Below are 24449 nucleotides of genomic sequence, written 5' to 3'. Positions count from 1 at the left end.
TATTCGTGCTATACCCTAATCTAGCAGGAATTTGTTTTACACCTGTAAGGTGTTGGTAAATAGTGTTTAGCAGGTTTTTTACTGTAAATAAATAACTTAAATTTTGAGTGAGATTTTATTCTGGAAATAAATCTTTAAGTAGTGTTTCAGGCTCTATCTCTAAATAGCTACAGATTTTTACTAGGGTGGTAAAAGATATATCTCTATTTCCTTGTTCTATTCTTCCGAAATGGATGCCTGTGTCGTTATAAGCAATTTCCTGAGTGATATTTTTGCTTACCCTAACATTTTTTATTCTGCTGGCTAACAACAGTAAAGTTCTTTTTTTTAACTCTTCATCCATCAGGTGAAAAGTCAACATTTATTCAATCAAACGTTATGACCGATATGTCATTTTGTTTATATTTGGAAACCAAACCCTAATTTTTTTAGATATGAAGAATTTATTACTACTCTATTTCTTTATGACTTTTTCGTTAATAAGTAATGCCCAAAATCTTGAAGTAGATAAAAAAGATGGTTTTAAAACAGTCAAGCTAGGTACAAATATTACAGAGTTTGAATATTTAAAAGAATTGAAAGTTAATAATCCTGATAAAATAATTTGTCTCTGGAGTCCAAAAGAGTCTGATTTACAACATCTATTTAATGAAAAAATAGATGGCTTTCAGTTGTATTTTGATAGAGATAGTAAAAAGCTTGAATCGATAAACGCTGTTATTTTTATAGAAAAGCCGATGAATGATTCTTTTGTGATTAAAAAGTTTTACTCATTAGCAGATAAAATCAAAATTGCTTTGGGTAATCCATCAGAAGTTTTAGATAAGAATATGGGTTTGCTATGGGGAGGAAATGAAGTACTAATAAGTTTAGTTTTAAAACCTCAAGAAACAGAATTTAAAGACGGAAGAGTAACAGGAACATCTACAATAGAATTTGCCATAGCTTCTTTATCAGCAATAAAAAATGATGCTACAAGTGGATTTTAAATCTTGGAAGGTATAGGGACGAAGGTAAACATAGATTTAGTAACTATGTAGATGAATTAAGTTAGAAGTGAAATAGTTGATAGATTATAATTTTTGTGATTTTTTATTATTGAATTTCAAAAACAATTTTTTTAGCTTCATCAAAAGTTAATTTTCTCACTAAAGATTGATAATAAGCATCTTCGGCTGAATCTAAAATGTTGTTTATATAAAAGGTTTTTGTTTTCATTTTTGTATCATTATTCTTACTTATATCAGATTTTAATTTGATTAAGAAATTATAAATTACTTTATAATCAATGGTTGCTAGATGACAGATAATTTTAGTTAAAAACTGTATTGAAGAATTAAAGTCTCTATATTTATCATCATCTTTATAAACTACATTGAATATTTTTTCTAAGTAATCTAGTTCATTAAAGTGCTTATATTGTTGAAAACATAAAATATATGGTGCTTCAAAATCTTTTCTGTATGTATTTTCACTTAAGTTATTCCAATAAAATTCAAGAGCATAATTTTTGTTTGTATAGAATAGAATTTCAAGAGATAGTTTTGCCTTAAAATCTCTAGCTCTATCGCCACGTGATTCTTTTTCAAGATAGGCTATTGCTATTTCTGTAACTTCATTTATTAAATTTCCTATTTTGTATTGACGGAAATATATATCGATAGCTTCCCAACAAATGACGGAATCATTTTGGGTGTAACATCTCTTTAGGAAACTATTATCATAATTAATGGATTTTATATACTTTTCAAGTAACTTGTTAGGATAATAGAAAGAGTCGAGTGTTATTAATAAATCTTCGATGATACTGAAGACTTCAGTTAAATTTTTATCTACGGCATAATTTGAGTGAAGCTTCAAGGATTGATAGTCTAGATTAAGAGATTTAAGATTTTTTATTACTAACTCTTTTAATCGATATTTTGAATCAATATTAGACTCTATGTGTTCAAAAATATTATTATCACTGTGTATTGATATAGCTCCACAGAAACAGAGTGTGCTTTCATAGAAAGATTGAGGAAATTTAACTCCTTCTAGCTTAGTGTCAATTCTATACAATAGGCTAATTATATTTAAATTAGGGTAATATTCGTATTTGTAGCCATCTTCTTTGTTTACCTTTATGACATTTTTGTAGTCATTATTTTCCAATTGATTTATCAAAGAGATACACAATGTATTAATAACATCAATGTGTTCTTTCTTCAAGTTTAATGGTTTATTTCTTTGGCTAAGGTTATTGTTTATTAGTGTTAAATAGTTATAATCTAATTTTAGAAATGATTCTATTTTACTATAAGTAATAGGCTCTTTTGATTCAGCACGTAAAAACGTCAAAATAGTATCAAATACTGTGTTAATCATATTGTGGTATCCACCCTCCCTATACCACTTTTTTTGCATATCAAAAACCTCATCAAAAGATAGTCTATCTTTATTTGATTTAATGTATATGTCTTTTATTTTTTTTAAAAGGAGCTTCAAATCAAATACTAATTCAAAGTTTTGATTTCTTATAATTTTATTTTGCTCTTCTTCAAAATGAAACTCTTCGTAAGCAGGAAGTTTCTTTTCAAATTTTAATCCTGCTTTAATAAATTTATCGTTAAAATACTTTCCTAAGTTATTTTTCTCATCTTCGTCTGTTGTTCTGTAAAATAGATGGTTTCTAAATCTTTCAAAATCTTTTATAGTATTTTCATCATACTGTTCTTTGTTGTAAGAATCAACTATAAAATCAATGCTTGGCTTAGTGCATAAACGTATTAGTAATTGATATGATTTGTTGTTAAATAGTTGTTTAGAAAAAATATATTCAAAGCTACACTCTTCTGAATTAGTAGAATTAATAAATAAATCAAACAATCCCTTTTCTGTATAAAAAAGATTAATACTTAAAAATAAATCTAAGATTTTAGTTAAGTATTCATTACCGTATTTTTTAAAGAAATACTGATGTTTTTTTAAAATATTATTTAGGTGTTTTTTATCATATTTATCAAAAACCTTATCGTATATACCATAATCTGAGTCAATAATGTATCTTAGAAAAGATATAAAGTTTTCTTTATTGTTTGATTTTGCAGTAATCTTTAAAAGTGAATCTGAAAAATCTGCACTTGGACTCAATAGCTCTACTTCTCTTTTGTGACTGTAAAGACAATCTGATTTCCTTAAAATTAAATTTGAGTATTTATCTGGATTTTCAAAATCTGCAACCATCGAAATGAATCTTTTAAATATATCTAAGTTTTTCGACCTGTATAAAAGCCTAAAAGCTGTTTCAAAATATAGCTCATCATTTAAGTGAAGTTTTTGATATTGAACTTTTGTTAAAATACTTTCCTTTATCTGATTATCAGATTTTAAAGATTTAGTTGAGTCTAGATTTCTTTTGCTAAGAATCTTAAGTGTTACATTTTTTAATTTTGATAGCTGTATGCTGTTCAGATTCTTACTAATTAATACATCAAATGCGGAAATAATGGTTCTGAATATTTGTTTGTTGTCCTGTATAATGGACAATAAAAAATCATAATTTGCAAATTCAGATAAATTCTTTAATTTAATATTATTTGTATTATTAATCCAGAAAGTTTTTTCAATACAAATATTTTCAAAATATGATTTAAATATATTGTTTCTTAAAGTTTCATCAATCTTTTCAGCCTCTAATAAAAAAAGAACTTCAAGTTCATTCTTAAGAAGCCAGTTAACTAAAGTCTTTCTTTTGTCTACCTCTAGAATGTTTAGTAATATAGATAATACATTAAGTAAAGAAGGTTTTGTTCTTTCTGTTCCTTCTATTTTGATTAGTTGAACTATTTTTTCAGGATTTAGTTTAGATATGTATTTTGCAGCAAAAAACTCTTGATAATTACGATGTCTAAAAAAGTAATTATTATTTCCAGAGTATTTATCGATAAATGGTAATTCTTGAAATAATTTTTTTTCGTTAGGATTTAAAATTTTAGAGCATTCTTCATCAGAAATAATATTTTTTTGACATAATTCATTGGTAATACAAAGTTTCTCTAGAAAGAGATTTAAGCTAGTTAAATCAATTCCTTTGTTTCTTTTTTTAGTTTTATTTATAAATAGTCTATTTATTTCATCTTTGATAATTAAGTTCCACATCTCCGCAGTAGATTTAGGAAATTGTTTCCTTTCTTTAAAATAGTTAGCAAATAATTTTATATGAAAAGGGTTTTCTATATAATCTCGGTAGATATGTAAATCTTCATATGTTAAATGTATGTCATAGTTGTTTTTTAATATATTATCACTTTGCTTGTAGGTTAAAGTTGAAAGATAGTATACTTTAAATTCATTCAGATTTATTAAATATTTTTCATAAATATTAGTTCTGCAACTAATAATATAATTAATGTCAAGCTCTTTATTCTGAACAATAAAATTTTCAATTTCAGAAACAACATCTTGAATATCTGATACTTCATCTAGACCGTCAAGAATCAAAAATAATTTAGGTAATTTTTTCCAGTTACTGTAGACTATTAAATCATCTAATTTTGTTGTCTGTCTAAAAGATTTTAAATCGATATACAAAGGATATCTATTGTCGATAAATCTTTTTTTCCAAGCAAAATTAAATATACTCTTCAATTCAGTAGTTTTACCAATTCCTGCATTACCTAAAAGAGCTATTTTATTAGTTTTTTTCAGAATATCCTCTATCTTGACTCTGTCTTTCTTGTGAAGGAATCGGTTATCACTCTGATTAGGATGATTTTTATCTTTATATAATCTTTCTTCGTAATGTCCTTCTATTCCTGTGTTTAAACTTTGAAAATCTGTTTTAACTAAATCTTTAAATACAATTTTTTTATTTTTTGATTCTTCTGATGAAGAATTGTTTTGAAGTTCAATAAATGCATTTTTTACCCCTTTAATTATATTGATATTTATCATGATATTAATTCTGGATAATAAATTTTTGTATTTACTTTTCATTCTTAATTTTAATATCTGAATCTTCAACATCTTCAACAATATTTGTACTGTGTGTATTAGAGTAAAAATCAGCTCTTATATTATTCGATTTTTTTATTTTATTAGTAATTCTTTTTTCAAATGTCAAAGTAAGTATTGCTATACATTGAGTGATTAAAATAATTAAAGGCTCATAATTATTTGTGTCTGAAAAATACCATTTAATTGCTAGGAAAAGGACTGTAAGATTTAAAACAACTACTATTACTTTTATAAATGGATTCATATGATGAAAGTTTGATAAGTAAAAATAAGAATTAAAAATTTCTTTATAGAGGATTGAAATAAAGAGTTTTAAACACTATCTTAACTTTAAAAATTTACTTAAAACGACTCATTACGATCTGTGTATGTTTAACCCCCTTTACCTAGAAAAAGAAAATGAAAATAAAATAAAGGGGTGGGGCTGAGCTTTAAACTTCTTTGAACATATTTTTGGAAGTAAACTACTAGGCTGATTAAGTACTAACTGTAACAGCTATTGTTATCTATATATAATTATAAACTTTTAAACCTTTTTTTTTGATAAAAACCTTTTAAAGCTTCTCTCTGTGTGAGTTTTGCTTTTACTTAAAAATGCCTTTTACTTAATTTTGAAACTAGTGAGAAAAATAGAATTATCGTAACAATTTTCGTCACAAAACATAAGAATTAAATATAAACAAAAAAGCAACTAACTGATTTTCAGAAAGTTGCTTAATTTTAAAAGTGACCTCGCCAGGATTCAAACCTGGAACCTTCTGAGCCGTAATCAGATGCGCTATTCAGTTGCGCCACGAGGCCTTTTTGCGGGTGCAAATATATTTCTTTTTTTGTAAACCTGCAAAGTGTTTTGTGGGATTTTCAAATTTTAAAAACTAAACCTTATGTATATCTTCGAAGAATATAAATGGCAGAAATGAATTTAAACGATTTTATTAGGGTGATTCCGGATTTTCCAAAAAAAGGAATTCTGTATAAAGATATTACACCTTTATTGTTAGAAACCAAAGCGGTTGATTATTGTTTGCAAGAATTTATAAATCGACTTGATGGGAAAGAAATAGATAAAGTGGCAGCAATCGAATCGCGTGGTTTTTTCTTTGGGATGTTGTTGGCTAAAGAGTTGAATGCAGGTTTCGTTCCTATTCGGAAAAAAGGAAAACTACCTTACAATACGTTACAGGAATCGTATGAGTTAGAATACAGTACAGATAACCTTGAAATTCATCAAGACGCTATCAACCCAGGCGAAAATGTGTTGCTTCATGATGATGTTTTAGCTACTGGAGGAACCGCAAACGCAGCTTGTAAATTGATTGAACGTTTAGGTGGTGAAATTGTGCAATGCAATTTCTTAATCGAATTAACTTTTTTAGAAGGAAGAAAGAAATTGAATCACCTAGAGGTAGTTAGTCTTATTGGGGATTAATTTTCGGAAACTTCTTGATTTGGATTAATCGCAGCATTTTTTGTTACCCAATATTTCCAGCCAATAATTGCCAGCTGAAATTTAGTTGCTTTTTCTAATGAAAGACCTTTTTTACTATAATTAGGTAGTAATAATTTATTTAGTTTAGAAAGTCCTCTAAAAAATGATGTTTTAAAATTCATTATTTTTCTTTTAAAGATACAAAATACTTGATAATCAAAAATTTGAAATTCGAATTTTTGAATTTACTTTCAAAAGAATAAAACCTTTATCTTCGCCAAAAATAAAACGCATATGCTACCTATATTATATATTGTTATTGGTCTAACATGTCTAGTTGTGGGTGGAGAATTTCTAGTCAGATCTTCTGTTGGGCTTTCCTTTAAACTCAAACTATCAAAAATGGTCATTGGTTTAACGGTGGTTTCTTTTGCGACTTCAATGCCTGAGCTTTTGGTGAGTTTGCAAGCTGCCTTAGATGGGTTTTCAGACATAAGTTTAGGAAATGTGATTGGTTCTAACATCGCTAATATCGCATTGGTTTTAGGGGTTACGGCAATGATCAGCCCAATAATTATCGATAAAGATTTCTATAAATTCAATTGGCCAGTGATGATGTTGTTTTCTTTAGCACTCTATTATATGTTGTGGAACGATGCTAAAATAGATATATTAGAAGGTGTAGTCTTGGCCCTTGCGATTACCCTATATGTGACACTGTTAGTGCTCAGGGCGAAAAGAAATAAAAAAGCAGTTGATGTAGAAGAAGTAGATGATAAACTTAAATCAGTACCTTATTTTAAAATTATCACTTGGCTTCTTATTGGTGGAGCAGGTTTGTATTTTGGTTCAGGTTTTTTGGTAGAAGGGGCTGTAAATTTAGCTAAAAAAGTTGGCGTGAGTGATCGTGTAATTTCGGTAACGATGATTGCTATTGGTACAAGTGTTCCCGAATTAGCAGCGTCGGTAATTGCGGCAATCAAAAAGGAAAAAGCAATTTCACTGGGAAATCTTATTGGGTCAAATATCTTTAATATTGGTTCTGTTTTAGGAATTACGGCTATCATCAAACCTATTCAAATGCAATCGGCAGAAGTTCTTTCCAAAGATATGTGGTGGTTGCTTGGTATTGCTTTTGTGTTATTTCCGTTAGTTTTTATTCCAAAAAAATATGAGATAAGTCGTTACAAGGGTTTTTTACTATTTTTGGGGTATGCGGTCTTTGTTTTGATGGTTTTTATGTAAATAGCCCCTGGAAAAATTATTTTATTTTTAAAAAATATTTAATTTTTAAAAAATTACCCCCTAAAAGTTAGGGGTGTAAATAAAAATAGCATACTTTTGTGCCGTAAATCAATAAAATTTTTATGGCTACTTTAAGATTTCAAGCATTAAAAGAAAGTTCTAACAGGGAACGCATTAGTGTAAACGAGGCTCCACGAAGATCAGAAATTTTTGGAAAAAACGTTTTTAACGAACTCGCGATGCGTCAGTATCTTACTAAAGACTCTTTCAACGGAGTAAAAGACGCGATTGACAAAGGTTTAAAAATAGAGCGAAATTTAGCAGACCACATTTCCACAGGAATGAAAGAATGGGCAATTGCTAAAGGCGCAACACATTACACACACTGGTTTCAGCCACTTACAGGAACAACTGCAGAAAAGCACGATGCCTTTTTCGAAACGGTTGGTGATGGTATGGCGATCGAGAAATTTGGTGGGGGAGCTTTAGTGCAGCAAGAACCAGATGCTTCAAGTTTCCCTAATGGGGGGATTAGAAACACTTTTGAAGCTCGTGGTTATACCGCTTGGGATCCAACGTCTCCAGCTTTTCTTTTAGGAACAACTTTATGTATTCCTACGGTTTTTGTTTCTTATACAGGCGAAGCTTTAGATTATAAAACGCCACTTTTAAGATCGTTACAGGTTTTAGATCAGTCGGCGACAGAAGTAGCAAAATATTTCGATAAAAAAGTAACTAAAACAGTAGCGACTTTAGGTTGGGAGCAAGAATATTTCTTAGTAGATAAATCGCTTGCCAACTCTAGACCAGATATTACTTTAGCAGGGAGAACACTCATTGGTCATTCTCCAGCAAAAGGACAACAATTAGACGATCATTATTTTGGTTCGATCCCGAGAAGAGTACTCGATTTTATGCGTGATCTTGAGAACGAATGCATGTTATTGGGAGTTCCCGTAAAAACACGTCACAATGAAGTTGCTCCCAACCAATTTGAATTGGCTCCAATTTTTGAGGAAGCCAACCTTGCGGTGGATCACAACTTGTTATTGATGGATGTGATGGAAAAAGTAGCAGAACGCCATTATTTTAAAGTTTTATTTCACGAAAAGCCCTTTGCAGGTGTAAACGGAAGTGGAAAACACAACAACTGGTCTTTGAGTACAGATACTGGTGTGAACTTATTGAGTCCAGGTAGTACGCCAATGAAAAACTTACAGTTTTTAACTTTCTTTGTCAACACCATCAAAGCAGTAAACGACAATGAAGAATTAATAAGAGCTTCTATCGCTTCGGCTTCAAACGACCATCGTTTGGGAGCAAATGAAGCACCGCCAGCTATCATTTCGGTGTTTATTGGTTCGCAACTTACCGAAGTTTTAGACGAGTTAGAAAAAGTGACCAATGGCAAACTGTCACCACAAGAGAAAACAGAATTAAAGCTTAATGTGGTAGGTAAGATTCCTGAAATCTTATTAGACAATACTGATAGGAACAGAACTTCACCTTTCGCCTTTACAGGAAATAAATTTGAATTTAGGGCAGTTGGTTCATTAGCAAATTGTGCCAATCCGATGACGGTATTAAACGCTATCGTAGCTAAGCAATTAAATGAGTTCAAAGCAGAAGTAGATGCCTTGATCAAAAAGAAAATGAAAAAAGACGATGCGATTTTTAATGTCTTGAGAGAGTATATAAAAGATTCTAGACGTATTCGTTTTGAGGGCGATGGTTATGGTGAAGCTTGGGAAAAAGAAGCCAAAAAACGTAAGTTGAGTAATAACAAGACCGCTCCAGAAGCTTTAAAAGTAAAAAAAGCGGCCTCTACTATTAAGTTGTACGAAGACTTGGGCATTATGAATAAAGTTGAGGTTTTGGCACGTCACGAAATCGCTGTAGAGGAATATGCGATGCGTATTCAGATAGAAGGTAGGGTTTTAGGTGATATTGCAAGAAACCATGTGATTCCTACGGCTATTAAGTATCAGAACATCTTAATTAAAAACGTAAAAGGTTTAAAAGAGATTTTTGGTGCTGAATTTAAGAAATATGCACAAGAACAGCTTTCGCTCATCGAGCAAATCTCTACACATATCGAAAAAATCAACTCTGGCATTACCGATATGATTGAAGAGCGTAAAAAAGCAAATAAAATTATGGATTCTGAAAAAAGAGCTTTTGCGTATTGCGATAACGTGAAGCCTTATTTTGAAGTAATCAGATATCATTGTGATAAGTTAGAATTATTGGTTGATGACGAAATATGGCCGTTAACCAAGTATCGTGAACTCTTATTCACAAAATAATGTTGACTTAAAAAATCCCATTTTTCGAATGGGATTTTTTTTATTCCTTACTTTTGCAATCAAATCCTTAGACAAGATGAGTAAAGATATTAGTAAAAGATATGCGAAACGTGGAGTTTCTGCTGGGAAGGAAGAAGTGCATAAAGCAATAAAAAATGTAGATAAAGGGCTTTTTCCAAAGGCATTTTGCAAAATTGTTCCCGATTATTTAACCAATGATGATGATTATTGTTTGGTGATGCACGCAGATGGTGCTGGAACAAAATCTTCACTCGCTTATATGTATTGGAAAGAAACGGGCGACACTTCTGTATGGAAAGGAATCGCACAAGATGCACTTATTATGAATATCGACGATTTGATTTGTGTAGGTGTGACCGATCATATTTTACTTTCATCAACTATCGGAAGAAATAAAAATCTCATTACAGGTGAAGTCATTTCAGAAATTATCAATGGTACCGAAGAATTGATTTCAGAACTACGTGATTTTGGGGTGAATATCTATTCTACAGGAGGTGAAACCGCTGATGTTGGCGATTTGGTGAAAACCATTATTGTAGATTCTACCGTAACGGCAAGAATAAAACGTGATCAAGTCATCGATAATGCCCATATCAAACCAGGTGACGTAATTGTTGGTTTGGCTTCTTTTGGTCAAGCGACTTACGAAAAAGAGTACAACGGCGGAATGGGAAGTAACGGTTTGACTTCTGCGCGTCATGATGTTTTTCATAAATACTTAGCCGAAAAATTCCCTGAAAGTTTTGATAGCTCGATTCCTGAAGAACTAGTGTATTCGGGTACAAAAAAACTTACCGATGAAGTTGAAAAAGCTCCACTAGACGCTGGGAAATTAGTGCTTTCGCCAACGCGAACTTATGCACCAATTGTAAAAGAAATTTTAAATCAGTTATCCGTAAAAGATATTCACGGGATGGTGCATTGTAGCGGAGGTGCTCAAACCAAAATCTTGCATTTTATAGAAGATTTGCACATTATTAAAGACGATCTTTTTGAGGTTCCGCCATTGTTTAATCTTATCCAGAAAGAAAGCCAAACCGATTGGAAAGAAATGTACCAGGTTTTTAATATGGGACATCGCTTGGAGGTTTACCTTTCGGAAGAAAATGCTCAAAAGGTGATTGATATTTCAAAATCTTTTAACGTAGACGCCAAAATCGTAGGTAGAGTAGAAGCTTCGGAAAACGGAAAAAAACTTACAATAAAATCTGACAAAGGCAGTTTTGAGTACTAAGTAAAAAATCTAAACTATCTTATTTATGAGGTCAATTTTTGTTGTCATCTTGACCGTTTTTATGGCATTTTCCGCGAAAGCGCAGCAAGAAAGAGACAGTATTGTCGGGTTGAATAGGCTTACGCCCAAAGAACGCATCAGTTTTATCAAACCACCGAAACCTATTACCAAACGTAGAAAATTTATGCCTTTCTTAAGTTTGTGGGAAAAAGTAAATCGTTTTGGTCTTGACATTAGCGAAGTAGCTTTTGTTAACTGGAATGCAGGAGGAAGTAACTCGGTTTCCGGTTTGTTGAATGTCGATGTAAAAAGGATTTATAAGCAGAAAAACTTTCGTTGGAATAACGAGCTTATTTTTCGATACGGAATCAATAAACAGAAAGAGCAAGAACTAAGAAAAACAGACGATCATTTTGAGGTGAATTCTACTTTTGGTTACAGGCAAGACACACTTTCGAATTGGTATACTTCTGCAAAATTCAATTTTATAACGCAAGTTTCAAATGGTTATAACTACCCGAATACCGAAGATGAAATTTCTACGATTATGTCTCCTGCCAATACTTTTTTAGGGGTGGGAACAGAATATAATTTAGATGAAAAAAATCTAAATTTATACATTTCTCCGATGACGGTAAAATCAACCATTGTTTTAGACCAAGAATTGGCAAATGCAGGTGCTTTTGGTGTTACTCCAGCAGTTCTCGACGAAGAAGGAAATGTGGTACAAGAAGGCGAAAACACCTTAACACAACTGGGTTTTTTGTTTACTAACGAATATCAAGCAGAGATCTTCGAAAATATTGGGGTGCAACATCGGTTGAGTTTATATACCGATTACCTCAATAATTTTGGAAATGTAGATGTGAGCTGGGAACTCAATCTTAATTTTCAGGTAAATGATTATGTGTTGGCAAAATTGGGTTCACATCTAAAGTATGATGACGATGTAAAAATACAAGAACCGAACGAAGATGGTGAATTGGTCGATATGGGTTCGCGTATCCAGTGGAAGCAACAATTAGGAATAGGCGTTATAGTCGAACTGTAAGTTTGAAGGTGTGTATAGGAGAGTTCTTTTATATACTTATTCCAATTCTTTTCTTTACTTTTTTCTTAATATCTGCTGGGTATGTCCGATCTCCCATAAAAATGTCTGTCATGTATTCAGCTGCTCTTTGTCCGTATTTTATTAAAAGTAAATTGCGGAGTTGACGTTGACCATAAAATAATTTAGACAACTTGATGCCTATTTCTATTTCTTTAATCAATTTCTTATCTAGTTTTTGGTGATAACTAAAACCAGCCTTTTCAATATTGAGTTTGTTTTCAGCAATTGCATTTGCAGCTAATCTACCGCTATAAATAGCGTTAGAAATTCCTTCTGCAGTAATAGGGTCAGCAAAACCAGCGGCATCTCCCACAAGAAAAACATTTTTTTTGACAAAACCATCTTTCCTCGGACTTATAGGAATTATAAAACCGTGAGCTTCCTCATCCAATACCGTCTGAATTCCTAAAGTTTGTAGATAATCTTGATAATCTTTTTTTAAATTTACTTTTAAATTGTTTTTCATGAAATTCCCTACTCCAACCGATAGGTGATTTCTTTTTGGAAAGCACCAACCATATCCATAGGGTACAACATCTATATCAAACCTTACTTTTTTTGACAATCGTTTAAAGTCTTCTTGAGGAACCTTTATTTCATACTCTAAAGCCGGGCACATCATTCTAGTTTCTTCCCACCCAGCGAGTTTAGCAGTTGGACTTAACGCACCATCTGCAGCGATAATTATTTTTGCCTCAATGGTGCCTTTAGTGGTTTCAATATTTGTAGTTGTATCTTTAAAAATTAAATTCGTGAGTTTTGCTTCTTGTAAAATGGTAATCCCTAGTTTTTCAGCTTCCTTTACCATTAAATGGTCAAAACTATCTCGCATGATCATGCTGATAATCGGGTTTTTACGTTTGGTAACAAAGTCAAGATTTTTCTTTCCAAATATAATCTCAACTTCGTAAAATTTTCTTTCTATAGCAGAACTAACATCAAAGGGCATGTTCTTTAGCCCTCTATAAACAAAACCACCTCCACAAGTTTTATACCTTGGTAGTTTTTCTTTTTCAATGATAATTGTTTTTATATTCTGTTTGGCTAACTCGTAAGCTGCTGCTGCTCCTGCTGGGCCGCTTCCTATTATAGCGACATCGTAGATATTTTCCATAGGCTGGTTTACTGCTGTAAAAATATATAAAAAAATAGATTGCAATAGATTTTGTTTAGAAAATGGTAAAATTCATAAACCTAAGGGGTTAAATAACCATATTCTTCAAGCCCTTTTTTGTCGGAAATAAGAATTGATCTTCTGTTTTTTAGAAGGTATATGTTGTCTGCCAAATCTAAAACATCTTCGTATAAATGGTCGGTTAGCATGATAATTTTATGTTGTTTTTCTTGTTCAATCAATCCTTTGATCTTTTCAATATAAATAGGAGCAATATTAGAAAAAGGCTCATCCAAAAGTGTGATTTTTACCTTAGATTTTAATATCAGATAAATCTCTACAATTCGTTGTTCACCTCCAGATAAATCTTTTGTTTTAGCGTTTTTATGTTTTGATAAAGGTTCAAAATGGTTTGTAAAATTATCCCATTTCACTTCATATAGATTGAAAATCTTGTGTAGTGAAAGATGTTTTGGTAAAAAATGATGTTGAGGTAAATAAGTTACTAAACCTGTTTTATAAAGTTTTTTGATGATAGGCTGATGGTCGATTCTTATGAGTTTGTATTTGGGAGAAATATTTCCGAAGATAATTTGCAATAAACTACTTTTCCCAGAACCATTCCTTCCTAAAATGCCTGTAATTTTGCTGGTTTCGGTTTTTAGATAAACTGCTTGTAGAATAAGTTTTTCACTATACCTCAGTTCGATATTGTCAACTTCTAAAATCATAAAAACTCAAGGATGATTTTATAAATAATGACCGTTGAAACAAATTCAAATAAGAGAATACTAAAAAATAAGTGTCTTTTTGAAAGTCCGCAATTCTGATAAAAAATAAAATAGGTGTTTTTGCTGTCGTAATTTTTCCAATAAATATACAGTGCTAAAAGCATCATTTTAGTTAAAAGAGCTACTTCTAGAAAAACCCCAGAAATACAGAAAAAAATATTGAGTAAACAGCTAAATAGAAAAAACGGAAAATAAAAAATCCAGACAAGTTTTAAACGATTTAGCATACAGCTAATTTACATTTTTAAGTTGAAGTATAATGAAGAAAATCACCAAAAAATAGCTACATTTGCAACCTTACGAAGAAAGAATATGTTAGAAAAATTAAATATTGTTAAGCAACGTTTTGATGAGGTAAACGATCTAATTATCCAACCTGATATTATTTCAGACCAAAAACGTTATGTTGAGCTTACCAAAGAATACAAAGACCTAAAGGCTTTGATGGTTGAGCGTGAGAAATATGTAGAACTTACACAAAATATTGCTGAAGCAGAAGAAATTATAGCCGACGGAAGCGATGCCGAAATGGTAGAAATGGCGAAGATGCAAATGGAAGAAGCTAAATCAGAACTACCTCAATTAGAGGAAAAAATTCGCTTTATGCTAGTGCCAAAAGATCCTGAAGATGCTAAAAATGCGGTAGTGGAAGTTCGTGCCGGAACAGGAGGTGATGAAGCGAGTATTTTTGCAGGAGATATCTATAAAATGCTCACCAAGTATTGTGAAAGCAAAGGTTGGAATGTAAGTACCGTAGATTATAGCGAAGGAACCAACGGTGGTTTTAAAGAAATTCAATTTGAAGTTTCGGGAGAAGATGTTTACGGAACTTTAAAATACGAAGCTGGAGTTCATCGAGTACAACGTGTACCACAAACCGAAACCCAAGGTCGCGTGCATACCAGTGCGGCAACAGTAATGGTGTTTCCGGAAGCAGAAGAGTTTGATATCGAAATCGATCCAAAAGATGTGCGGATTGATTATTTCTGTTCGTCTGGACCTGGAGGACAATCGGTCAACACTACTTATTCTGCGGTAAGACTTACCCACGAACCAACAGGAATTGTTGCACAATGTCAAGATCAAAAGTCGCAGCACAAGAACAAAGAAAAAGCTTTTAAAGTGTTACGCTCTAGATTATACGATTTGGAATTGGCAAAAAAGCAAGCTGAAGATGCAGCTAAAAGAGGTTCGATGGTGACAAGTGGAGATCGTAGTGCCAAAATTAGAACTTATAATTATCCGCAAGGACGAGTGACCGATCATAGAATAAACCTGACACTTTATGATTTACAGAATATTATGAATGGTGACATTCAGAAAATCATAGACGAGTTACAATTGGTTGCCAATACCGAAAAATTAAAAGAATCTTCTGATGCGTTCTAAAAGTGATAGCTCGTCATTCTGAGCTTGGCTCAGAATTCCATTTTTAATATGAGATGCTGAAATACAAGAAGCTTCGAGATAGGATGGCCCAAGTTTTAAATTTTTCTATATGAACATAAAAGACTTATTACAACAAATCCGAAAGAAAAAATCCTTCTTGTGTGTTGGTCTAGATGTCGATTTAGATAAAATACCATCACATTTATTGCAAGAAGAAGACCCGATATTTTCTTTTAACAAAGCGATTATTGACGCGACGCATGAATTTGCTGTAGCCTACAAACCCAATACTGCTTTTTATGAAGCATACGGAATTAAAGGTTGGAAGTCTTTAGAAAAAACCATCACTTATCTCAACCAAAATCACCCAGAAATTTTTACCATTGCCGATGCCAAACGTGGTGATATCGGTAATACAAGTGCGATGTATGCCAAGGCTTTTTTTGAAGATTTAGGTTTCGATTCGGTAACCGTAGCTCCTTATATGGGCAAAGATTCTATCGAGCCATTTTTAAGTTTTAAAGATAAACATACGATTATGTTGGCGTTGACGTCTAACGAAGGTGCTTTCGATTTTCAAACACAAAAAATTGGCGAACAAGAGGTTTATCAAAAAGTATTGGAAACTTCCAAAAAGTGGAAAAATTCTGAAAATCTAATGTATGTGGTTGGCGCCACTAAAGCTGAATATTTTAAAGAAATCAGAAAAATCATTCCCGATAGTTTTCTGCTTGTTCCCGGTGTTGGCGCTCAAGGCGGAAATCTCGCTGATGTTTGTAAATATGGAATGAATAAAAACGTTGGTTTGCTCATCAACTCTTCGAGAGGAATTATCTACGCTTCCGCGGAAGCAAATTTTGCAGAAGTTGCTGCCGAAAAAGCTAAAGAGTTACAACAGCAAATGCAGCAAATTTTAGAAAATCAGTAAAATGATTTTTTACGATCAACTACAACGACCACTTACTTTTGAAAAAGCGCCACAGCGAATTGTTTCTTTGGTGCCAAGCTTGACCGAACTATTAGTAGATTTGGGTTTGGAAGAAAAACTAGTGGGCGTAACGAGATTTTGCGTACATCCAGAAAGCATCAAAAAAGAAAAAACAATTGTTGGCGGAACCAAGCAAATTCGTTTTCACAAGGTAAAAGATTTACAGCCCGATGTAGTGATTTGCAATAAAGAAGAAAATACACCAGAAATGGTACATGAATTAGAAAAATTCACGCAAGTACATGTTTCTGATATCAATACCATTGAGGATTGTTTGGCGCTGATTGATCTCTATGGAAATTTATTTTCTATAGAGGAAAAAGCAAAAAATATTCGGCAGCAACTCAACTCAAAACTTCATGATTTTAAGCGTTTTATAAGTGATAAACGATTTAAAAAAGTGGCTTACTTTATTTGGAAAAATCCTTATATGGTAGCTGCCAATCATACGTTTATCAACCATTTGTTAGCACTTAATCGTTTTGAAAATGTATTTGCTACTCAAGAACGATATCCAGAAGTTGAGCTTGAAGCTATCGCCAAATTAGATTATGTTTTTCTTTCTTCAGAACCCTATCCGTTTTCGGAAAAACACTTTCCGGATTTTGAAAAATACATTTCGAAAAATAAAATCAAAATCGTTGACGGAGAATATTTCAGTTGGTACGGTAGTCGACTTTTAGCAGCTTTCGATTACTTTAAAAAAATCCACGAAAGTGAGATTGACTAATTTTGTTGGTCTTTTTTTGGTGGGTTAAAAAGCCCGGTTTCCCCTTTGTATAGTTTAATTTCCTTGACATCGGCAGGTAAATTGAAGTCGTGTTCTGCTAATACGTTTTTCACTTTTTTGATAACTTCACCACGTAAAACCATAGAAGACCTACGGTAGTCTTTGGTTTCAACCCAGAAAAATACTTTTAGGTTGACGGTACTTGCTGCAAGTTCGTCTTCAACTACAAAATTTTCATGGATTGTGTCTTTGACAATTTCAGGATGGCTTTCTAAAACCGAAGTAATGACATCCTTAGCTTTTTGAATATCGTCTTCATAACCAATACCCACAATAAAATCTACACGGTAATAACCGTCTGCGGTATAATTGGAGACAGGTTTGGTCAAAACATCACTATTTGGGATGTAAATATCTCTTCCATCAGAGGTTTTGATGTGGGTATACCTAAATTTCAGGGCTTTTACTTTTCCGAATATTTCTTCTACTTTTATGGTATCATTGATATGAAAAGGTCGATTGAAGGCAAGGATAATTCCTGCTAAAAAGTTTTTTCCTATATCTTGAAAAGCAAACCCTAGAATTATGGCTGCGCCTCCAGCAGCTGTTAAAACACCAGTGGCAATTTTACTTAACCCAGCTGCTTCTAATGCTAGCATTGCTGCGATAACAATTAAAATAGTTTTTACGGCTTGTGATAAGAAGGAAGCCATTAAAGGGTCTGTCGTCTTTTTTAGAAATTTTTTACGGTAGAAATTGGTAATGATTTGAGCAAATAATACCCCTAAGATGATAATCATTAAACCCAATGCTATTCTGGGTAAAGTGGCTATAATTCGTTCTAAATAGTTAGCAGTGGAATCAATAAATTCATCCACCACATTAGGTTTTTGCTGTAATAATAAAATCATGTGCTTAATGTAAGCTATTCAATTCTAATTTCCTTAATTCAAGCAAAATTTTTCTAGCCTTACGGTTTGTTTTATCGCTTTCTTTTTTATTGAACAAGGCTTGTCGATAAGACTTTTTCATCAAATATTTGTATTTTTCCCTTAGTCTTTCAAGCTTATTTTTCTTCTTAAACCAATCAAACATCTTCATTACCACTTATTTTTCAATAAATATAATTGTCGTTTTTCCTAAAAAATCATAAGCAATCGTTAACAGATTTATAAATTTTAGATATTGGAAATAAAAAAAGCCGCTCGAAAGCGACTTTTTAAAATTTAACCCAAATAAATATGAGACACCCTAAATCTCAAGTGCAAATTTGGGAGATATTTTCTTTTTTGATGTTAACCTAAAGTTAGGTTTCAATTATCTAATCTTGTAGCGCAAAAACCCTGCGTAACAAATCTGAGGTTCTCGCCCCTAAATCGTTTCTGATTTCTTTTTCTTCTTTGGCAATCATTAGGTAAACACCATCTAAAGCCTCGTTGGTGACATAATCTGTAAGGTCTGGGTTAACATTTTGTGTAAACGGGATGCTATTATAACGATTGATAATATTACTCCAAATTTGGTCTGCACCAACTTTTGCAAAAGAATTATTAATGATGGGATGAAATTTATTGTACAAAGCCACATTGGTTTTGTTTTCAAGATAAGAAGTGGCAGCGTTGTCGTTTCCTAATAAAATATTTCTTGCGTCGGCAAAAGTCATTTGTGTAACGGCATCAATAAAAATAGGGGTAGCTTCCTTTACAGCATCTTCCGCGGCTCGGTTTAAAGCTTTGATTCCTTCATCGGCTAGGTTGTCTAAACCAATATCGCGTAAGCCTTTTTCTACTTTTCTGAGTTCTTCGGGTAATAAAATTTTTACCAATGCATTACCGTAAAACCCGTCTTGCATCGCAAGTTTAGAAACTTCTTTATCAATTCCGTTGTTGAGTGCTTGCTTAAGTCCGTTGGCAATATCCTGTTCCGACAAAATTCCTTGTTGGGGTAAATTTTCTGCAATGGTTTGTAATTCTGCGCACGAGTTAAAGGTAAAACAGATTACAAATAGAATGATTATTTTTTTCATGGTCTTTGTTTTTTACAAACATAAACTATCTATTTTAATTGAAAATAAAAAATCCTACCGAAGAACTCGGTAGGATTCAATTAACATAAATTATCAAACTTTAAATTACCCCTTTGTTTGATACTGGTAAAAATAAATAACTTTTTAGGATTGCCATATACCCTAAAAAGGGTATTTTCTAAATTTTAAAACAACAATTAATATTTTAGGCAAATACCCTTGCTTTTTCGTAAATTTACCCTCCAAAAATCATATAAAGATATTCATGAAACAAGTAGAGCCATACCAACCTAAACATAAAGTAAGAATAGTCACAGCTGCTTCTCTTTTCGATGGTCACGATGCTGCAATCAATATTATGCGTAGAATTATTCAGTCTACAGGTGTAGAAGTAATTCACCTCGGTCATGATAGAAGTGTAGAAGAGGTGGTAAATACTGCGATACAAGAAGATGCCAATGCTATTGCGATGACCTCTTACCAAGGAGGACATAATGAGTATTTTAAATACATGTATGATTTGTTGAAGGAAAAAGGAGCCGAACACATCAAAATTTTTGGTGGTGGAGGTGGAGTTATCCTTCCAGAGGAAATAAAAGAGCTGGAAGCTTACGGGATTACTCGTATTTACTCACCAGACGATGGTCGCGAGATGGGTTTACAAGGAATGATTAATGACTTGGTAGAACGATCTGATTTTGCCTTAGGTGATAGTCTAAACGGTGAAGTAAAAGAATTACCCAAGAAAAAAGTAAACGCAATTGCAAGGTTGATTTCTTCGGCAGAAAACTTCCCGGAAGTAGCTCAAGCGTCTTTAGATGAAATTCATGTAAGCAATCAGAATATAAAAACCCCAGTTTTAGGGATTACCGGAACAGGCGGAGCGGGAAAATCTTCATTAGTAGATGAATTGGTAAGACGATTTTTAGTCGATTTTACAGATAAAACCATCGGGATTATTTCGGTAGATCCGTCAAAACGTAAGACAGGGGGAGCTTTGTTGGGTGACAGAATCCGTATGAACGCCATTAATTCACCACGAGTTTATATGCGTTCGTTGGCAACCCGACAATCTAATTTGGCACTTTCTAAACACGTGCAAGAAGCAATTGAAGTATTAAAAGCGGCTAAGTACGATTTGATTATTCTCGAAACTTCAGGAATTGGGCAGAGCGATACCGAGATTCTCGATCATTCTGATGTTTCGTTGTATGTGATGACACCCGAATTTGGTGCGGCAACACAGTTGGAGAAAATCGATATGCTTGATTTTGCCGACATTGTAGCCATCAATAAATTTGACAAACGTGGCGCTTTAGATGCTTTACGTGATGTTAAAAAACAATACCAACGTAACCACCAGTTATGGGACGCTAAAGCGGAAGATTTACCGGTTTACGGAACCATTGCTTCGCAATTCAACGACCCGGGAATGAACAGTCTTTACAAGAAGATTATGGATACTTTATCCGAAAAAACCGAAACCAGTTTAAAAAGTGACTACCATATTTCTGATGAAATGTCAGAAAAAATATTTGTGATTCCGCCATCGAGAGTTCGTTATTTGTCTGAAATTTCAGAAAATAACCGTGCTTACGACAAAAAAGCAGATGAACAAGTAGAAGTAGCTCAAAAACTTTACGGAATTTATAAGACTTTAGAATCGGTTACCAATACCAGTTTGACAATCGATAAAAACGGTATTGACGAAGACCAATTGGAAAAATCCACTTCAAGTGACAACAAAGAACTTATAGGTCTTTTGAAAAAAGAATTTGACCGTGTAAAAATGAAGTTTGACCCGTATAATTGGCAAGAAATTTTAAAGTGGGAAGCAACGGTAAAAAAATACCACGATCCAGTTTATACCTTTAAAGTTCGTGATAAGGAAATAAGTATAAATACACACACAGAATCTTTATCACATCTACAAATTCCAAAAGTGGCGTTGCCAAAATACAAAGCTTGGGGTGATTTGCTCCGATGGATTTTACAAGAAAATGTACCTGGAGAGTTTCCTTACACGGCAGGTTTGTATCCGTTTAAACGTACCGGAGAAGATCCGACACGAATGTTTGCTGGAGAAGGTGGGCCAGAAAGAACCAACCGCAGATTTCATTATGTAAGCCTTGGTTTACCCGCCAAGCGTTTGTCAACTGCTTTCGATTCGGTTACCCTTTACGGAAACGACCCCGATTTACGTCCCGATATTTACGGAAAAATAGGTAATGCGGGTGTTTCGATTTGTTGTCTCGACGATGCCAAAAAATTGTATTCTGGTTTCGATTTAGCACATTCGTTAACTTCGGTAAGTATGACTATAAATGGGCCTGCGCCAATGTTGCTCGGTTTCTTTATGAATGCCGCCATCGATCAAGGTTGTGAGAAATACATCAAAGAAAACGGACTCGAAAAAGAAGTAGAAGAGAAGATAAAGAACATCTACCAAGATAAAGGAGTAGAGCGACCTCAGTACAACGGAGATTTACCTGAAGGAAACAATGGTTTAGGTCTAATGTTGTTAGGAGTTACTGGAGATCAAGTGTTACCAAAAGAGGTTTACGATAAAATAAAATACGAAACTTTAGCAACGGTAAGAGGAACCGTACAAGCCGATATTCTTAAAGAAGATCAAGCCCAGAATACTTGTATTTTCTCTACTGAATTTGCCCTTCGTTTAATGGGGGATGTACAAGAATATTTTATCGAAAAGCAAGTAAGAAACTTCTATTCGGTATCGATTTCGGGTTACCACATTGCCGAAGCCGGCGCAAACCCTATTACCCAATTGGCGTTAACTTTGGCTAATGGTTTCACTTACGTGGAATATTATTTAAGCCGCGGAATGGACATCAATAAGTTTGGTCCGAACTTATCATTCTTCTTCTCGAATGGTATTGATCCCGAATATGCGGTGATTGGTCGTGTGGCAAGAAGAATTTGGTCGAAAGCCTTACGTGATAAGTACGGAGCCAACCCACGAGCGCAAATGTTAAAATACCACATTCAAACTTCGGGACGTTCTTTACACGCTCAGGAAATCGATTTTAATGATATCAGAACTACCTTACAGGCTTTATATGCGATTTATGATAACTGTAACTCACTGCATACCAATGCTTATGATGAGGCGATTACCACGCCAACCGAGGAATCGGTAAGAAGAGCGATGGCGATTCAGTTGATCATCAGCAAAGAATTAGGATTGGCGAAGAACGAAAACCCAATTCAAGGTTCATTTATCATTGAAGAATTAACCGACTTGGTAGAAGAAGCTGTTTTACAGGAGTTTGATAGAATTACCGAGAGAGGTGGAGTTCTTGGTGCAATGGAAACCATGTACCAACGTTCTAAAATACAGGAAGAAAGTCTGTATTACGAAACCCTGAAACACAATGGCGAGTTTCCGATTATCGGGGTGAACACCTTCTTGAGTAGTAAAGGTTCGCCTACGGTAACGCCGGGCGAAGTGATCAGAGCTACGGAAGAAGAGAAAATGGCTCAAATCAAAACTTTGAAAAATTTACATCAAGCATATGCAGATAAAGCTGAAAATGCTTTAGAAAAAGTACAGGATGCAGCTATCCAAAATCAAAATATCTTTGAAGAATTGATGGAAGCAACTAAAGTTTGTTCATTAGGACAAATAACCGAATCGCTCTTTGAAGTTGGTGGTCAGTATAGAAGAAATATGTAATCACTAATTCTAAATTGAATATGAGAAATAACCTTGTTGTCTTGTTTTTCGCCTTTTTTGTTAGTCTATGTTCTATTGGTCAAAATATAGATAAAGCTAAATTAGACAGCTACTTTGAGGTACTCGAAAAAAACAATAAATTTATGGGAAGTGTGGCTATTTCTCATAATGGAAAAATAGTATATAAAAATTTTGTTGGCTTTGCTGATGTCGAAAATAAAATAGCAGCAAACGAAAATTCTAAATATAGAATCGGTTCAATTTCTAAGACTTTTACCGCAGTTTTAGTTTTAAAAGCAATCGAAGAAAATAAAATTCAGCTTAATCAAACTATTGAAAGCTTTTTTCCAACGATTACAAACGCGAATAAAATTACCATTGAACATCTACTGAGACATAGGAGTGGAATTCATAACTTCACAAGCGATGAAGATTATTTAACTTGGAATACAAAACCTAAGTCTAAAGAAGAGATGGTAAAAATTATAACTAATGCTGGAAGTGACTTTGAACCAGATAGCAAAGCAGAATATAGTAATTCAAATTTTGTGTTACTTACCTATTTGTTAGAAGAAATTTATAAACAACCTTACGCTCAGCTTATCACCAATCGTATTACCAGACCAATAAGTCTAAATAATACTTACCTTGGCGGAAAAATTGATGTTGCTAAAAATGAAACTAAATCTTACACCTATTATGGTGATTGGAAAGTAGAGTCTGAAACAGATATCTCCATTCCTTTAGGTGCAGGAGGAATCGTTTCTACACCAAGTGATTTAGTAAAGTTTGGCGATGCACTTTTTAATGAAAAATTGTTGAGTAAAGAAAGTCTTGACAAAATGATGAGTATGAAAGATAATTTTGGATTAGGACTTTTTCATTTTCCTTTTAATGCCAAAATGGCTTATGGCCATAATGGCGGAATCGATGGTTTTTTATCAACTTTGACTCACTTTCCTAATGAAAAAATAACCTATGCCTTGACTTCAAATGGGATAAATTACGATTTTAATAGCATTTCTATTGCTGTTTTAAGTGAAGTTTTTGACGTCGATTATAGTATTCCTACTTTTAAAGAATACGATATACTTCCTGAAGAATTAGACCAGTATCTAGGTCTTTATTCTTCTAAAGAGTTTCCTTTAAAAATAACAATTACCAAAGAGAATAATGTACTATATGCACAAGCTACGGGACAATCATCTTTCCCGCTTGATGCGATAGATAAACACAAATTTTCTTTCGATTTGGCAGGAATTGTTTTAAGCTTTAACCCCGATGAGCATAGTTTGATTTTAGAACAAGGTGGAGGTAAGTATAAGTTTATGAAAGAGTAAATAAAAAATCCCGACCAATTAAGTCGG

General features: G+C 33.1%; 20 protein-coding genes and 1 tRNA gene. 11 read left to right on the top strand and 10 right to left on the bottom strand.

Going from position 1 to position 24449, the window contains the following annotated elements:
* Positions 1–115: 115 nt before the first annotated feature.
* Positions 116–361, bottom strand: a complete 246-nt coding sequence (locus DNG35_RS01205) for a helix-turn-helix domain-containing protein (protein ID WP_233494428.1) — start codon at positions 359–361, stop codon at positions 116–118.
* A gap of 73 nt (positions 362–434) precedes the next feature.
* On the opposite strand from DNG35_RS01205, the gene DNG35_RS01200 reads away from it, so the two are divergent.
* Entirely contained in the window at positions 435–989 is a 555-nt protein-coding gene (locus tag DNG35_RS01200; RefSeq protein ID WP_146228815.1) for a hypothetical protein, read from the top strand.
* Between the two features lie 106 nt (positions 990–1095).
* Here the strand turns inward: DNG35_RS01200 and DNG35_RS01195 are convergent, their stop codons facing one another.
* From DNG35_RS01195 to DNG35_RS01185, 3 genes are all read right to left on the bottom strand, one after another.
* Positions 1096–4977 (bottom strand): NACHT domain-containing NTPase, encoded by a 3882-nt coding sequence (locus DNG35_RS01195; protein ID WP_146228814.1) that lies wholly within the window; start codon positions 4975–4977, stop codon positions 1096–1098.
* The gene (locus DNG35_RS01190) at positions 4967–5242 is read right to left on the bottom strand and encodes a hypothetical protein (protein ID WP_111125915.1); all 276 of its coding nucleotides are present in this window, start codon (positions 5240–5242) and stop codon (positions 4967–4969) included. Before DNG35_RS01190 ends, DNG35_RS01195 begins: the two co-directional genes overlap by 11 nt.
* A 483-nt stretch (positions 5243–5725) precedes the next feature.
* Positions 5726–5799 (bottom strand) — tRNA-Arg (locus DNG35_RS01185).
* 115 nt (positions 5800–5914) lie between these two features.
* Between DNG35_RS01185 and DNG35_RS01180 the strand changes: the two genes are divergently transcribed.
* On the top strand, positions 5915–6427 hold the full coding sequence (locus DNG35_RS01180; protein WP_111125977.1) for an adenine phosphoribosyltransferase: 513 nt from the start codon (positions 5915–5917) through the stop codon (positions 6425–6427).
* Here DNG35_RS01180 and DNG35_RS01175 read toward each other — a convergent pair.
* The gene (locus DNG35_RS01175; protein WP_111125914.1) at positions 6424–6609 is read right to left on the bottom strand and encodes an SsrA-binding protein; all 186 of its coding nucleotides are present in this window, start codon (positions 6607–6609) and stop codon (positions 6424–6426) included. The two genes, DNG35_RS01180 and DNG35_RS01175, sit on opposite strands and share 4 nt — an antisense overlap.
* A 112-nt stretch (positions 6610–6721) precedes the next feature.
* Between DNG35_RS01175 and DNG35_RS01170 the strand changes: the two genes are divergently transcribed.
* The 4 genes from DNG35_RS01170 (at position 6722) to DNG35_RS01155 (ending at position 12287) form a co-directional block, all read left to right on the top strand.
* Positions 6722–7672: a calcium/sodium antiporter gene (locus tag DNG35_RS01170; RefSeq protein ID WP_111125913.1), complete on the top strand. Its 951-nt coding sequence runs from the start codon at positions 6722–6724 to the stop codon at positions 7670–7672.
* A 122-nt stretch (positions 7673–7794) separates the two neighbouring features.
* Positions 7795–9978, top strand: coding sequence for a glutamine synthetase III (locus DNG35_RS01165; RefSeq protein WP_111125912.1), 2184 nt, complete (start codon positions 7795–7797; stop codon positions 9976–9978).
* 76 nt (positions 9979–10054) lie between these two features.
* Positions 10055–11236: an AIR synthase related protein gene (locus DNG35_RS01160; RefSeq protein ID WP_111125911.1), complete on the top strand. Its 1182-nt coding sequence runs from the start codon at positions 10055–10057 to the stop codon at positions 11234–11236.
* 25 nt (positions 11237–11261) lie between these two features.
* Positions 11262–12287, top strand: a complete 1026-nt coding sequence (locus DNG35_RS01155) for a DUF3078 domain-containing protein (RefSeq protein ID WP_111125910.1) — start codon at positions 11262–11264, stop codon at positions 12285–12287.
* Positions 12288–12315: 28 nt separating this feature from the next.
* Here the strand turns inward: DNG35_RS01155 and DNG35_RS01150 are convergent, their stop codons facing one another.
* Positions 12316–13461, bottom strand: a complete 1146-nt coding sequence (locus DNG35_RS01150) for a geranylgeranyl reductase family protein (protein WP_111125976.1) — start codon at positions 13459–13461, stop codon at positions 12316–12318.
* 80 nt (positions 13462–13541) lie between these two features.
* Positions 13542–14192 carry an ATP-binding cassette domain-containing protein gene (locus DNG35_RS01145; protein ID WP_111125909.1) on the bottom strand — a complete coding sequence of 217 codons (651 nt, stop codon included), beginning with the start codon at positions 14190–14192 and terminating at the stop codon, positions 13542–13544.
* Between the two features lie 372 nt (positions 14193–14564).
* Here DNG35_RS01145 and prfA point away from each other — a divergent pair, with 372 nt between their 5' ends.
* The 3 genes from prfA to DNG35_RS01125 all read left to right on the top strand — a co-directional run bounded on the left by prfA (position 14565) and on the right by DNG35_RS01125 (position 17359).
* The gene (gene prfA, locus DNG35_RS01135; protein WP_111125907.1) at positions 14565–15641 is read left to right on the top strand and encodes a peptide chain release factor 1; all 1077 of its coding nucleotides are present in this window, start codon (positions 14565–14567) and stop codon (positions 15639–15641) included.
* A gap of 109 nt (positions 15642–15750) precedes the next feature.
* Positions 15751–16569: an orotidine-5'-phosphate decarboxylase gene (gene pyrF / locus DNG35_RS01130; RefSeq protein WP_111125906.1), complete on the top strand. Its 819-nt coding sequence runs from the start codon at positions 15751–15753 to the stop codon at positions 16567–16569.
* Between the two features lies 1 nt (position 16570).
* Positions 16571–17359 (top strand): ABC transporter substrate-binding protein, encoded by a 789-nt coding sequence (locus tag DNG35_RS01125; RefSeq protein ID WP_111125905.1) that lies wholly within the window; start codon positions 16571–16573, stop codon positions 17357–17359.
* On the opposite strand, the gene DNG35_RS01120 is transcribed toward DNG35_RS01125, so the two are convergent.
* The 3 genes from DNG35_RS01120 to DNG35_RS01110 all read right to left on the bottom strand — a co-directional run bounded on the left by DNG35_RS01120 (position 17356) and on the right by DNG35_RS01110 (position 19385).
* A complete protein-coding gene (locus DNG35_RS01120) occupies positions 17356–18270 on the bottom strand; it encodes a mechanosensitive ion channel family protein (protein WP_111125904.1) in 915 nt (304 codons plus the stop codon). The genes DNG35_RS01125 and DNG35_RS01120 overlap by 4 nt on opposite strands.
* A 4-nt stretch (positions 18271–18274) precedes the next feature.
* Positions 18275–18460 (bottom strand): Lacal_2735 family protein, encoded by a 186-nt coding sequence (locus tag DNG35_RS01115; protein ID WP_111125903.1) that lies wholly within the window; start codon positions 18458–18460, stop codon positions 18275–18277.
* A gap of 220 nt (positions 18461–18680) precedes the next feature.
* Complete coding sequence (locus DNG35_RS01110; RefSeq protein ID WP_111125902.1) at positions 18681–19385, bottom strand: DUF4197 domain-containing protein; 705 nt, start codon at positions 19383–19385, stop codon at positions 18681–18683.
* Positions 19386–19650: 265 nt separating this feature from the next.
* Between DNG35_RS01110 and DNG35_RS01105 the strand changes: the two genes are divergently transcribed.
* Both DNG35_RS01105 and DNG35_RS01100 read left to right on the top strand, forming a co-directional pair.
* Positions 19651–23082: a methylmalonyl-CoA mutase family protein gene (locus tag DNG35_RS01105; RefSeq protein ID WP_111125901.1), complete on the top strand. Its 3432-nt coding sequence runs from the start codon at positions 19651–19653 to the stop codon at positions 23080–23082.
* A 20-nt stretch (positions 23083–23102) separates the two neighbouring features.
* On the top strand, positions 23103–24422 hold the full coding sequence (locus tag DNG35_RS01100; protein WP_111125900.1) for a serine hydrolase: 1320 nt from the start codon (positions 23103–23105) through the stop codon (positions 24420–24422).
* Positions 24423–24449: the final 27 nt, after the last annotated feature.

This window comes from Mesonia sp. K7 (assembly GCF_003233725.1).
In the GTDB taxonomy this organism is placed as follows: Bacteria; Bacteroidota; Bacteroidia; order Flavobacteriales; family Flavobacteriaceae; genus Mesonia.
This window is presented reverse-complemented; position numbering and strand designations above follow the sequence as displayed.